We start from the raw sequence: 13,159 nt of genomic DNA, 5'->3' as shown, positions 1-13,159 counted from the left end.
AAGGAAGCGGAGAAGATGAAACATATCGTGGTAGCGGTAGACGGTTCGGCCGGTTCGGGCCATGCGCTGGAAGAAGCGGTCAAACTCGGAAAATCTTTTGCCGAGCCGCCGAAGATTACGGTGCTGCACGTCGACCCGTCCGTGGCGATGGTCGAGCCGCCGTTCGGCGTCGATCCGGACGAACGGATCGAAGAAGAAGGGCGCGAACTGTTGAAGCCGATCGAAGCGACGCTCGAGGCTTCGGGATTGGAATACGCGGCAATGCTTCGCAAAGGCGATCCCGCGCGCGAGATTTGCGAGTTCGCGAGCCGCGAGAGCTGCGATCTGATCGTGATGGGCACGCGCGGACAAAGTCTGGCGGCGGAATTGCTGCTCGGCAGCGTCAGCCATAAAGTGATCCAACACGCGCCTTGCCCGGTGATGACGATCCGTTAAGAAAAGCGGACTGCCGATCGTGCGCAATCGTCGAACGATCGGCAGCTTTTCGCGGAAAAGACCAAGAAGCGGTCGGGATCATTCGGAGAATAGCCGAGCGATCGGGACCTGCCGCTTCAACTTTTAAGCTTTCTTTTGTCGAATCCGACGAAAGAAAGCTTTTTTGTTGGATCCCTTCTTTCATTTTGCATTTGGGATTTGCCGCGATTCCACCTATAATAAGAGGAAGGACACGACTGAACACAAAGGTGGAACAAAAGAAATGACAAGAGATATCGAACAATTCGCGCAGCTCGGCATCGGCGAGGCGCTGACGAACGCGCTGCTTGAATACGGAATCGGCAAACCCAGTCCGATTCAAGCGGAAGCGATTCCGTATATTCTGGAAGGCCGCGACGTGCTGGCTCAATCGCAGACCGGCACGGGCAAGACGCTCGCTTATCTGCTGCCGCTCTTGCAGCGGATCGATCCCGATAAGAAAGAAAGCCAAGTGCTGGTGATCGCGCCGACTCAAGAGCTCGCGATGCAGATCGTGCGCGAAGGCGAGAAATACGGCGAGCCGCTCGGCGTTTCCACGATCGGCTTGATCGGCGGCGCTTCGGCGGCGCGGCAGGTCGAGAAGCTGCGCCATCGGCCGCATCTGGTCGTCGGCACGCCTGGACGGCTGCGCGAGCTGCTGTCCACGCGCAAATTGAAGCTGCACGAAGCGCGGACCGTCGTGCTCGACGAAGCGGATCAGATCTTCCAGCTCGGCGGCGCGGACGATATTCGCGCGCTGCTCAAAGGCTCGCTGCGCGACCGGCAGCTGATCTTCCTGTCCGCGACGCTCGGCCCCGACGTTCGGGCGCTGGCGGATCGCGAGATGCGCGACCCGGCCGACGTGGGCATCGAACCGGAACAGAAATTGGCGAAGACCACGCAGCATCTGTATTTCGTCTGCGAAGAACGCGATCGCATCGATATTCTGCGCCGCGTGGTTCGGCATTACAATCCGCAGCGCGCGATCGTGTTCGTGAATCAAGCCAACACGATCGCCGAGGTGGAAGCGAAGCTGAACCACCTCGGATTGGCGGCGCGCACGCTCTACGGCGATGCCGACAAAGTAACCCGCGCCACGGTGCTGTCGCAGTTCAGAAGCGGCAAATTCCGTCTGCTGGTCGCGACCGACGTGGCGGCGCGCGGCTTGGACATTCCGGGATTGGAACTGGTCGTGCATCTCGACCCGGCAACCGATTCGGAGCATTACGTCCACCGGGCCGGCCGGACGGGCCGCATGGGACGCAAAGGTCTGTCGGTCTCGATCGTGACCGACCGGCAGGAGTTCATCATGCGCAAGTTCTCGCGCGAACTGGAGACCAAGATCGAGCCGCGCACCTTGTACGATGGCGCGGTGCTGACGCCGGCGGAGGCGGAAGAGCGCCGTTCGGGCGCCGCGCGGCGGACGCCGAAAAAATCGGCCGGAACTTCGCCGGCCGGCCGGAGCGAAGCGGGCGCAAGCCCCGCTCCGCAGGGCGGCGCATCGGATTCGGACGCGGCGAGCTCCGCGCGCGGCGAATCGCCGCAGCGTTCGGCCGCTCCGGGCCGGACGAACCCGGGCAAGCCGGCAGCTTCGGCCGGCCGCGGCTCGAAAGGCGGCAAGAAACAGCCGAACAAAGACAAAGGCGCGCCGAAATGGCTCAAAGACAAGCGGTCCTCGCAGGACCCTTCGTAACCCCGATTCGGTTCCGTCCGCTTCGTCGGCTTCGGCTTGACGGGGCGGCCGCTTCTTTGCTGCCGGAACGGCGGCGGTATCGTCGAAGCCCCGCCGCGTCTTGACGCCGGCGGGGCTTCGAGCCGCCCGGGAACACCCGGATCGCATCAGATCGCATCAGATATAGAAGAGGTGAAGGATAATGAGTGAACAGGCCGCATTGAAAGTAGGCAACTTGACCGGCGGTTACAGCGTCAACAAGCCCGTGCTGCACGGCGTCGATTTCGAAGTCGGAACCGGCGAGATGGTCGGGCTGATCGGGCTGAACGGAGCCGGCAAGAGCACGACCATGAAACATATCCTCGGGCTGATGTCTCCCAAAGAAGGCGAAGTCCGGATCGGCGGCGCGCTGCTCAAAGACGATCCCGACCGCTACCGCGCGTCGCTCGCGTTCGTGCCGGAATCGCCGGTGCTGTACGAAGAACTGACCGTGCGGGAACATATGGAGTTCACGGCCCGCGCTTACGGCGTAGACCCGGCCGTGTTCGAAGAACGGGCCGAGCGCCTGCTCAAGCTGTTCTACATGAAAGACAAAGAGCACAGCCTTTCTTCGCATCTGTCGAAAGGGATGAAGCAGAAGGTCATGATCATGTGCGCGTTTATCGCGCGACCGCCTTTGTACGTCATCGACGAACCGTTCCTCGGCCTCGATCCGCTCGGGATTCGGGATCTGCTCGATTACATGGTCGAAGTCAATCGGGAAGGCGCTTCGATCCTGCTGAGTTCGCATATCTTGTCGACGATCGAAAACTACTGCAATCGTTTCGTGATCCTGCACAAAGGACGCATTCTCGTGCAGGGCACGCTGGAAGACATTCGCTCGGCGTCGAACATGCCGGGCGCGCCGCTCGAAGACATCTTCGACCGACTCGTTCGGGCCGAAGGCGCCGGAGGCATCCAATGAGCGCGCGCGGTCCGGGCTCCGGCGGCGAAGACCGCCGCGAGCTTGAGGCTCGCGGCGCGGCTTCCGGAAGCGGCGAGATTAAAGCGCCGACGGGCGCAAGCTTCGCGGCCGAGCAGCGTCCGCCGGCTTCTAGCGGTCTGCCTTGGCCGTCCGGCACCGTCGCGCCGATGACGGCCGAAGGGATGGCGGCGCTGCGCGGAAAGCGCCGCTCGCTGTTCCTCGGCCGGATTCTGCCGTATACGCCGTACATTATCCAGAGCGGCCTCGCCGTCACGACGATGCTGCTGCTGATTCTGTTCGCGGCGTGGTACACGTCCGTGCTGCAAGACGTGCCGAAAGATCTGCCGATGGGCTGGATCATGGCGCTGCTGCTGTTCCCGCTGGCGGCTTGGAGCAGCTTCCGCACGTACATGAAGCCCGCCGATACGGTCTTCCTGCTGCCGGTCGAAACGAAGATGAACGCCTATTTCGCGCCGGCTTGGCGCGCCGGCATCATCGGCAAGCTGCTCGTGACTTGGCTCGTCATGCTGGTCGCTTGGCCGATCTATATCCGCGTGCAGCCGGACGATCATGCCGATCTGTGGGCGAGCCTGCTGCTGGCGCTCGGATTGAAGCTGCTGTTCGCGTACGGCGCATGGCAGGAGCACCGAATGGTCTCCGCCCGCCAAGCTTCCGTTTTCGCGCTGCTGCGCTGGCTGCTGGCCGCCGGCATCGCCGTGGCTTGGTTCCGCCTGCCGCTGCTGCCTGCGGCGGCGGCCGTGCTGATCGGCGCTGCGCTGTACGCGCTGGCGCTGCGCTTCCCGGCCAAACATCGCGTGCCGTGGGAGCGACTGATCGCCGTCGAACGCGCGCAGGCCGGACGGGCGATGCGCATGCTCGGCTGGTTCGTCGACGTGCCCACGCAGGACCCGCGCGTTTATCGCCGCCGCTGGCTGTCCGGCGTCGGCAAGTCGATTCCGTGGAAACCGGAGGAAGCTTACCGCTTCCTGCTGACCCGCGCGTTTATCCGCGGCGATCTGCTGGGGATGGCGGTCAGACTATCGGTCGTAGGCTTCGTGCTCATGCTGCTCGCCCGCGTCTCGTGGCTGGGCGGAGCGCTGCTGCTGCTGTTCACGTTCATGATCGGCGTGCAGCTGAACGGGCTGCGCCGCCAGCATACCGATTCGCTCTGGCTGTCGCTGTATCCGCTCCCCGAAGATTCGCGCCTTCGCGCTGGGCTGCATGTGATGCTGCGCGTCCTGCTGCTCACGGCCGCCTTTATGTGGCTGCCGTTCCTGCTGACGCTGCCGACCGATCCGACGCTTGCGCTCGGTTCGCTCGCCGCCGCGCTGGTATTGGCTTGGCTGATGCGCGGTTCCGCCGCGCGCAAATGGCGCAAGCTCGAAGGCGAAGACGATTGACGAGCGGCGCAGGCGCTGCGCGAGTCGAGCGGACTTGAACGGCCGCGGCTTATCGCCCGCCGGGAAGCCTTTTGCCCGCCGTCGGCCCGTGCTTCGTTTCTTCTTTAAACGGTTTTTAACCCGGACAACAAGTTGTCCGGGTTTTTTGCATATGCTGAAGCGGACCGGAAAAGCCTTCCTTGATTCGGTCAATCAGACCGTTAGAGCGGAGAAGAGTCGAAGATGGGGAATCGGGAACAATGAGCGGCGGCCGCGATCTCGTCTTCATCGAGCGTGAATCCTTTTTCGGAATCTAACGGAACGAGATGACGCTTAGCGGGCATTCGGAGCCGTTTTGAGAATCTAACGGAACGAGGCGACGCTTAGAATGAAAAAAGTCGGTTTTTCAGCCGAAAAAGAGGCAAATCGACCGGCTAAGGAATCGACGTTCCGTTAGAATTTTGCAAAGGCTTGTTCGGCGCTTCTAAGGAATCGACGTTCCGTTAGCGCAGCTCTTGCTCAGCCTACAGAAGCGGATGGCGCTCGGAGTCGCCTCGTTTTGTCTGTTTAAGCGACTTTCCCGACAGCCCGACCGCTTTTTTTGGATCTCTATTAGCCTTAATTCCTTATCGGATATATAATAGTTAATATGGATGTAAAATACATTAGAACGGTCGGCATGAGCTTATCGAGAATCCAAGCAAACCAAGGAGTACCCGGATATGAGAAGAAGTCCGTTTTTGGTATTCGTTTCATTTCTTTTAGTCTTCGTCGCGGGATGCGGGAATTCGGCTGTACATATAACGGATTCCGATCAAGAAGCGGATAGCGTTCCGACCGTCTCGATCCGTGCGAATAGCGAGATTTTTCAAGACGAGCCTTCTTTATTCGAAGAGGCGGATTTGATCGTCGTCGCGGAGACACGTACCCGATTCGAGGATCGCGAACATGTACTAAACTACACGGAGCGAGACGAGGCCCGGAGCGATCTTCCGCCGGCGCTGTCGGGTTTCTGCACCAAGACGCCGATCACCCTACGGAAAATCCTTAAACAACCGACCGCCGATACGATTCGGGAACAAGAAGAATTAGAGATTCTGGAGCCTGCTGCCTTAATTAAGCAAGAGCAGGGGATTCAGAAAGTTACGATGGAAAATTATCGCGAAATCGAACCGGGCTCGAAGTATATCCTTTATTTGAAAGCGAACACGAACGGCGATTATGCGGTCATCAATATGAATAACGGGAAATTCGACTTGGAAAACGATAGTGCCCAAACAAAAAGGCTCGAGGAAAACGAAGAAGAGCAAGAAATCCATGAACGGCTCAAGCAAAGCGCAAAACAGCGTTTTGCCGAAGAAATCGCCGATCTGAACATTTGACCGCTTGGCGTAAAACCCCTGAACAAGGAGCGTGATCAGGAGATGAACCCTGCAAAAAAAGTTGTTTTTCTCGGTATAGGATTAGGCGTTATGCTGCTTTCGCTGGCGGCCTGCAATCCGGTCTCTAAAGAGGCTCAAGCCCAGCCAGCCGTGATGCTAACGGTCAACGAGGCAAACGCCGTGATCGAGCGAGGAACGGTAAAATGGGATACCTTCGAAAAGTATAAGCATACGGATATCGGGTCCGGTTTGTATCTGTGGGAATACGAAGTCGAAGGGGGACGGAAATTGCAGATCGGCGGAGCGGATCTGAATCAAGCGCCGACTCAGATTCGGTTGATCGACGCGGAAGGCGAGGTTGTTCAAACGATCGATTGATCAAGCCGTCGTTCCGGCGGCAATAGGGAGGAGAAGAGGCCGGTTCATGAAAAATAAAACGGCGCTGCTCACGACCCTGATTCTAGGGATATCGCTGCTGACGGCATGCACCAAGAATACGCCGTTCCTTGAAACGGGGCAGGGAAGCAAAGCCGTGAACGAAGCCACGCTGCATCTGATGGAACAATATCCGGATACCGTCATATTCTCCGATGAACTTTACCAAACCAAAGATAAAGTGCTTCATATCGCCGTGCGTTTCGACCCGAAAAACATGCCGACGCGCGCCGAACGGGAAAACGTCGTACAAGGTCTGCTGAACGATATCGCGGTAAGAGCGCAACAGCCGGATTGGCGACCGCTTCTGCGGGATGCCGAACTCAAGATCGACATGTTATCGTTCGACGAGAATGATAAAGACACGGAAATCCCGTTGGCTGTCAAAAAGAAAAATTCCGATCAATTAGAGTTTGCGAAGTAAAAAGGCGATAGGTTAGGCGCATGGCACAAAGCCGGCCGCAAACGAAAAGCAAACAACAAAAAACGCCGTCGAAGCTTTCCGCTTCGACGGCGTTTTGCCGATTCGGCAAACGTTGATGGATCCTATACGTTTTTGGCGCCCTGAAGTTCTTGCGCGCCTTTATACACCAGATCGAACAGATCTTCCAGATTCTCTTCCGCGATGCAGGAGAACGCGATGCGCAGGTCCGTCTCGCCCAGAGCGATCGTGCCGACGCCGTATTCGTGCAGCAGGCGTTGGCGCAGCGCTTCGGCTTCGATGCCCTCGTTCAGCTTGAGGCACATGAAGTAGCCGGAGTTGAACGGGTAATACGTCCAGACGCCTTCGTATTTGCCGCTGTCGAGCAGCGCTTTGACCTTGTTCGCACGGCCTTTCATGATCAGGAACTTCTCCTGCTTCTGCGCGTCGAATTCCGGCGATTTCAGCGCGTCCAGCACGAACGTCTGCGACGGATGCGGGCCGCTGGAGATGGTCGCGCGGATGATGCCCATCGTTTTCTGCTCGAGACCGGCCAGCACGTCGGCGTTATCGGACGCGTACGTGATGAAGCCGACGCGGAAGCCCCAGACGAATTCTTCTTTGGTCGCGCCGTCGATCTTGACCGCGAGAATGCGCGGGTGCAGGTCGGCGATCTTGCCGAACAGCGATTCGTGCAGCGAATCTTCGAAGAACAAACCGAAGTAAGCGTCGTCGGTCACGACCACGAGATTGATGCCGGCTTCGGCCGCTTCCAGCAATGCCGACACGATCTCTTCGCCTTCTTGCACGCTCGGCGTGTAGCCGGTCGGGTTATTCGGGAAGTTCAGCGGCACGATGGCTTTGCCCGCTTCCTTCTGCTCCAGCAGCGCTTTGCGGAACGCTTCGGCGTTGAATTTCATATCCGCGGTGAACAGTTCGTAATTGACGATCTTCGCGCCGCGGCGGACGCCGAAAGTCAGCTCGTAGTTCTCCCAGTTCTTGTCCGGATAGACGACCGCGTCGCCGGCGTCGGCGAACAGGTCGGCCACGATGCTCAGACCGTGCGTCAGCGCGTTGGTCGCGATCGGGTTGCCGAAACTTTTGCCTTCGACCGAAGGGTTCTCGCGGATCATCTTTTCGCGCCAAGCGGCACGCAGTTCCGGTTTGCCCGCAGGAGGCGCGTAGCCGTACAGATCTTTCGGATTGTACGCGGACAGTTTATCCTGAATCACGTTCAAGTGCATCGGGCCGCCGTTTTCGGTCGCGATGCCGATCGTGGCATTATATTTCTTGGCGTGAGCGGTCGCTTCCGCGGACTGGCTCAGAATGCCTTCTTTAGGGAAATAAATTTCCCGTCCGAGTCCCGACAGCATGTCGTAAACATGCGCGTTTCCCGCTTTGATCTTCTGGTTCCATTGTTCAGCCATTGGGTTCATTGCGTGTCGTCATCCTTCCAAACTGAATTGCGTCAATTATAGCATTCTCCCATGACCGCGTCACGGAAAATGCCCGGATTTTTTGGCTTTTTTCGCCCGCCGCGCCGCCTTTTTTGCCGATTCGTTAAGAATTTGTCCATGGGGAAAGAACGAGTCGTATTCCGAATGTTCGGAGTTCCGTGTTAACTTTTCGTGCGGAAAGCGACTTAACAGGCAGTCAAGGGTCCGATCCGGTAACGCTCGAATCGGCGCCTTATCCGCGATCCGGTTCGGTGTCTGCGAAAGAAGGACAACGATTCCGCAGAAGGATCAGACGAGCCGGAAGCCGGGTGGACCGTTTTCCGCAGAGGGCGACTGCCGATTTTCGAATACCGGGAAACCGGTTTTGATTTTTGCTCGCGAATTCGCTACACTGGCTTCAAGAACACGAGTTCCCTTTTGCCTGTGATAAGATTTCGGGAACGGAAGAAGCTCCGATTCGAAAAGGAGGATGACGAAATGGGCATGATCGGTTATTTGAAACGCATCGACCGGCAGCGGTTGGCGGCGTTGATCGAAGGGAAAGAAGACTTGTACGACTATATCCACGGGGAAGACGGCGCGGAATTGGATCTCGACAAAGCTTGGCACGGCCTGCATTACCTGCTGTGCGGCGACCCGTGGGGCGGAGAAGCTCCGCTGGCCGAAGCGCTGATGGGCGGAAGACCGATCAACGAAGAAGAACAAGAGGATATTATCGTGCGTTATCTGACGCCGGAGCAGGTGCGGGAAGTCTCGGACGCGCTCGAAGCGACCGACCCGCAGACCTTGACCGGCAACTTCGATCCGGACGACATGAACGACGCGCCGGTCTATCCGGCTTCGGATTGGAACGACGAAGGCGAACTCGATTATCTGATGGGCTATTACCAACCGATGCGCGACCATTACCGGGCGGCCGCCGAAGCCGGCGAAGCGATGTTGATCTATGTTGCCTAAACGCGACTCGAAGTTAAGCGGCGCTCTGTTGGGACTGACGGTCGCGGACGCGCTCGGCGTGCCGGTCGAGTTCCGGTCGCGCGCGGCACTGGATGCGGATCCGGTGACGGAGATGAGAGGGTACGGAACGTACAACCAACCGCCGGGCACTTGGTCGGACGACAGCACGATGACTTGGTGTACGGTCGAAAGTTTGACGCTGCGGCCCGCCTGCGATACCGAAGACATGGCGGAACGGTTCGTGCGTTGGATGACGCGCGGCTATATGACGCCGCACGGCGAGCTGTTCGATATCGGCAACGCGACGCGCGAAGCGCTGGAACGTTACCGGACGGAAGCGGTCTGGGCGAAATTCGCGGGACTGACGCGCGAACAGTCCAACGGCAACGGTTCGTTGATGCGCATTCTGCCGATGGCTTTCTATACGCGCGGCATGGAAGTCGGCGAACGCGATCGGCTGGCGGCGGAAGTCTCGTCGATCACGCACCGGCATCCGCGATCGATTCTGGCCTGCCTGATCTATGTCGAGATCGCGCTTCGGCTGCTGGACGGGCTGCCGGCGGCGGAAGCGTATCGACTAGGGATCGCCGCTATCGAGGAACGTTACGCGGAGCACGAAGAACGCTGGGCGTTCGAACGGGTGCTGAACGGCGGTCTGGCGGATCTTCGCCGCGAAGATATCCGTTCGAGCGGTTACGTCGTCGATACGCTGGAAGCGGCGCTCTGGTGCCTGCTGACGACGGGCAGCTATCGCGAAGCCGCGCTCAAAGCCGTCAATCTGGGCGAAGATACCGATACCACGGGAGCCGTCGTCGGCGGCTTGGCGGGGATTCTGTACGGCGAAGCCGGCATTCCGGAGGAATGGTTGTCGCGGATCGCGAAGCTGGACGAACTGCGGACACTGTGCGAACAGTGGGAAGCGGTATTGGAAAAAAGGGCATAGCCGGGCCGCAAGGCCGATTCCCGATCGGTGGAACGCTTTCATGCCGGTTGTCGTCATAGCCGCCGAATAAAAAAAGCCTGCTTCTACACGCGTAGAAGCAGGCTTTTTCGCCGTTGACGACGGCCGGAACATGTTTTCTTTCTATAACCGTCGGAAATAGCCGATCCAACCTAAAAGAGCGATAACCAGCAGGATGCCGGGTATAAGGCAGACGCGATAGATGCGGGGAACGGCAATCCACTTCTCGGTAAGCTTCATCGTGAACGCGTCCCATTTTTGCGGATCAAGCAAAGCATTTCCTCCCTCCCTAAATGCCAGGTTCAGAGAATCGGTTCTCTAAACCTAAACGAAAGATGGGGAAGAAGCGTTACGGCCGAGCTGCCGTCTGGTTTATCCCGCCGAAGCTTCGATCTTCTCCAGCAGCCGTTCGAGCGGATCGCCGCTCTCCGCTTGACGCATTCGGGAGATATAGCGGCTCCGTTTGCTGTGCAGCTCGTCGAGCTTGGCGATAAAGCGTTCGTCGCTCCAATTGTCTTCGTCGATGCTGAGAGCGTAGCCGGCGCGGACGAACGAATCCGCGTTCAGAATCTGGTCGCCCCGGCTCTGATTGCGACCGAGCGGACAGAGCAGCATCGGCTTGCCCAGCGCGAGATATTCGAAGATGGCGTTGGAACCGGCGCGGCTGAATACCAGATTGGCGGCCGCCAGCACATCGGCCATCCGTTCGTTGACGTATTCGAACTGGCGGTATCCGGCCAGCCCTTCGAGCTGCGGATCAAGACCGCCGCGGCCGCACAGATGCACGACGTCGAAGCGTTTCAGCAGCGCGTCGAGGTTGCGGCGCAGATTGGCGTTCAGCGCCCGCGAGCCGAGGCTGCCCCCGGCGGCGAGCAGCACCGGCTTGACGCCGTCGAAGCCGAGCAGCTCAAGCCCGAGCGCGGCGTCGCCGCTTTTCAGTTCGGGACGAACGACCGAGCCGACCTGCACGGCTTTGCCCGTTTTGACCGAGGCGGCCGTCTCGGGGAAAGTCGTGCACAGCGCTTCGGCGAACGGCAGCGCCAGACGGTTGGCGAGGCCCGGCGAATAGTCCGATTCGTGGATCAGCGAAGGCACGCGGTTCATCCAAGCGCCGAGTACAACCGGCACGGAGACGAAGCCGCCTTTGGAGAACACGACCGACGGTTTGAGCCGACGGATCAGGCGGCGCGACTGGTCGACTCCTTTCAGTACGCGGAAAGGATCCGAGAAATTGCGCAGCGAGAAGTAGCGGCGAAGCTTGCCGGTCGCGATCGCGTGATAAGAGACGCCGGGCAATCCTTCGATCAGCTCTTTCTCGATGCCGGTCTCCGAACCGATGTAGTCGATCGACCAACCCTGCTCGCGCAGAGCGGGAATAAGAGCCAGATTGACCGAGACGTGTCCGGCCGATCCGCCTCCGGTGAGAACGATGCGTTTATGGGAGTTCGATGGGGGATTCGATGTCATGAAGGGAAACTCTCCTTAGATGATGGACATGGATAGGATACAGGCAGGCCGCGAATCGGGCGTGCTTGAAGCTCGTGCAGCCTTTTTGCGATGCGGCAAACGAAAGACCTGCCATAACGCGCAAGCTCTATTGTACGTCCGACCGCCGCAAAAGCCAAGAGGCCGATCCTCTGAAGGATCGGCCTCTCGGCTGTCGGCTCGTTCGTGCCGATCGCGAACAGATCCGCGCCGTTGAACGACTTGGTATCGGTTCGGATCAGGCGGCTGCCGCGTTATTTCAAGATCAGCAGCCGGTCGTCTTCCGGCCCCGGCGTGCCTCCGGCGGTATTGTTGGTCAGCACGTAAACTTGGCCGTTATGCACCGCGACGTCGCGTATGCGGCCTTCGCCGGTCAGCAGGTCGCTCATCTGCTTCGTGACCGGATCGAACACTTTCAGGCTTTGACCCGCCAGCGTGGCGACGAGAATCTTGTTGTCCGGCGTGGACGCGATGCCCGAAGGAGCGATCGAGCGATCGCCGGCCACGTAAGCCGGAGGCGTGATTCCCGGTGCCGTCTCGGTACCCGTGACGAGCGGCCAACCGTAATTCGCGCCCGCTTTGATCACGTTGATCTCGTCGCGGCCCGTTTTGTCGGTCCCGCCGCCCGGAATCGGAGCGCCGCTCGGACCGTGATCGGAAGCATACAGCGTGCCGTCGGATGTCCAAGCCAGACCTTGCGGATTGCGCAATCCGTAAGCGTAGACGTAAGATTTCGGGATCGGATTGTCTTTGGGCACCAAGCCGCTCGTCGTCATGCGCAGCACTTTGCCGCCCAGACTGGAACGATCCTGCGACAGCTCGCGCTTGTTGGTCTCGCCCGAGGTGGCGTACAGCATGCCGTCGGGACCGATCGCCAGACGTCCGCCTTCATGGATGCGCCCGCCGGGAATGCCGGCCAGCAGTTCTTTTTGCTCGCGCCAGACGCCGTTGACGAGTTTGACCTTGACGATCCGGTTCAGCGGTTGGCCTTTGTCTTCGTAAGCGTGGTAGATGTAGGCGTATTTGTTTTTGGCAAAATTCGAATCGAGGACGAAACCGGTCAATCCCGCTTCGCCTTCGACGCGAAGCTTCTTCTTGGTACGGACTTCCTGAAGCTTCTCGTTGCCGTCGTTCACTTCGATGATCCCGCCGCCGCGCTGCGTGATATAGACCTTATTTCCGGCAAACTGCATCGACCACGGCGCTTTCAACCCGGTAGCCGCAATCGTGATCTCCAAGCCGTCTTGAAGGGAATCGACCAAGCCGATCTTGTTGGCCGCCGCGACCGAAGCGCCGGAAGTCGCGACCAGAGCCGCGCCGGACGCCGCGATCGAAGACGTGCCGAGCGGAACCGGTTTAAGGCTTTCCTGCGTTTGCGCGACCTGCTGCTTTTGCGCTTCCGCCGTTTCTTCCCGATCGGACGCGTACACCGACAAAGGTACCGCGAGCAGCAGCGCTGCCGTCAATGCTTTGGTTTTCGTTCCGGACACGGACAAGTGAATCAGCCTCCTCTTTTACTCTTTTTCCATTTTTACCCGGTGTTTCGAACGTTAATCGTTTTCGGAACGGATTTGTCGGCAAAGGGAGTTTTTT

Annotated in this window: 13 protein-coding genes; 9 read left to right on the top strand and 4 right to left on the bottom strand. The window is 59.1% G+C overall.

Features of this window, described 5'->3' with window-relative positions; translation table 11 throughout:
- Positions 1-15 precede the first annotated feature (15 nt).
- The 7 genes from CDO73_RS11250 (at position 16) to CDO73_RS11220 (ending at position 6,709) form a co-directional block, all read left to right on the top strand.
- Entirely contained in the window at positions 16-435 is a 420-nt protein-coding gene (locus CDO73_RS11250; protein ID WP_256972658.1) for a universal stress protein, read from the top strand.
- 262 nt (positions 436-697) lie between these two features.
- The gene (locus CDO73_RS11245) at positions 698-2,146 is read left to right on the top strand and encodes a DEAD/DEAH box helicase (RefSeq protein ID WP_088488630.1); all 1,449 of its coding nucleotides are present in this window, start codon (positions 698-700) and stop codon (positions 2,144-2,146) included.
- A gap of 181 nt (positions 2,147-2,327) precedes the next feature.
- Positions 2,328-3,089, top strand: coding sequence for an ABC transporter ATP-binding protein (locus CDO73_RS11240; RefSeq protein WP_088488629.1), 762 nt, complete (start codon positions 2,328-2,330; stop codon positions 3,087-3,089).
- Positions 3,086-4,489, top strand: coding sequence for an ABC transporter permease (locus CDO73_RS11235; protein ID WP_088488628.1), 1,404 nt, complete (start codon positions 3,086-3,088; stop codon positions 4,487-4,489). Before CDO73_RS11240 ends, CDO73_RS11235 begins: the two co-directional genes overlap by 4 nt.
- A gap of 881 nt (positions 4,490-5,370) precedes the next feature.
- A complete protein-coding gene (locus CDO73_RS11230) occupies positions 5,371-5,850 on the top strand; it encodes a hypothetical protein (protein WP_143536123.1) in 480 nt (159 codons plus the stop codon).
- Between the two features lie 42 nt (positions 5,851-5,892).
- Positions 5,893-6,228: a hypothetical protein gene (locus tag CDO73_RS11225; RefSeq protein WP_143536122.1), complete on the top strand. Its 336-nt coding sequence runs from the start codon at positions 5,893-5,895 to the stop codon at positions 6,226-6,228.
- A gap of 46 nt (positions 6,229-6,274) precedes the next feature.
- Positions 6,275-6,709, top strand: coding sequence for a hypothetical protein (locus CDO73_RS11220; RefSeq protein WP_088488625.1), 435 nt, complete (start codon positions 6,275-6,277; stop codon positions 6,707-6,709).
- A gap of 122 nt (positions 6,710-6,831) precedes the next feature.
- Here the strand turns inward: CDO73_RS11220 and CDO73_RS11215 are convergent, their stop codons facing one another.
- A complete protein-coding gene (locus CDO73_RS11215) occupies positions 6,832-8,142 on the bottom strand; it encodes an aminotransferase class I/II-fold pyridoxal phosphate-dependent enzyme (protein ID WP_088488624.1) in 1,311 nt (436 codons plus the stop codon).
- A 498-nt stretch (positions 8,143-8,640) separates the two neighbouring features.
- On the opposite strand from CDO73_RS11215, the gene CDO73_RS11210 reads away from it, so the two are divergent.
- Entirely contained in the window at positions 8,641-9,120 is a 480-nt protein-coding gene (locus CDO73_RS11210; RefSeq protein ID WP_088488623.1) for a YfbM family protein, read from the top strand.
- Positions 9,110-10,063 carry an ADP-ribosylglycohydrolase family protein gene (locus CDO73_RS11205; protein ID WP_088488622.1) on the top strand — a complete coding sequence of 318 codons (954 nt, stop codon included), beginning with the start codon at positions 9,110-9,112 and terminating at the stop codon, positions 10,061-10,063. The genes CDO73_RS11210 and CDO73_RS11205 overlap by 11 nt, the downstream gene beginning before the upstream one ends.
- 141 nt (positions 10,064-10,204) lie before the next feature.
- Here the strand turns inward: CDO73_RS11205 and CDO73_RS26750 are convergent, their stop codons facing one another.
- The 3 genes from CDO73_RS26750 to CDO73_RS11195 all read right to left on the bottom strand — a co-directional run bounded on the left by CDO73_RS26750 (position 10,205) and on the right by CDO73_RS11195 (position 13,056).
- Positions 10,205-10,354, bottom strand: coding sequence for a hypothetical protein (locus CDO73_RS26750; protein ID WP_179218672.1), 150 nt, complete (start codon positions 10,352-10,354; stop codon positions 10,205-10,207).
- 99 nt (positions 10,355-10,453) lie between these two features.
- The gene (locus tag CDO73_RS11200) at positions 10,454-11,548 is read right to left on the bottom strand and encodes an undecaprenyldiphospho-muramoylpentapeptide beta-N-acetylglucosaminyltransferase (RefSeq protein WP_088488621.1); all 1,095 of its coding nucleotides are present in this window, start codon (positions 11,546-11,548) and stop codon (positions 10,454-10,456) included.
- A 272-nt stretch (positions 11,549-11,820) separates the two neighbouring features.
- Complete coding sequence (locus tag CDO73_RS11195) at positions 11,821-13,056, bottom strand: PQQ-dependent sugar dehydrogenase (RefSeq protein ID WP_256972667.1); 1,236 nt, start codon at positions 13,054-13,056, stop codon at positions 11,821-11,823.
- Between the last annotated feature and the right edge of the window lie 103 nt (positions 13,057-13,159).

Origin of the sequence: Saccharibacillus sp. O23, assembly GCF_002205895.1 — a bacterium.
Taxonomy (GTDB): Bacteria; Bacillota; Bacilli; order Paenibacillales; family Paenibacillaceae; genus Saccharibacillus.
This window is presented reverse-complemented; position numbering and strand designations above follow the sequence as displayed.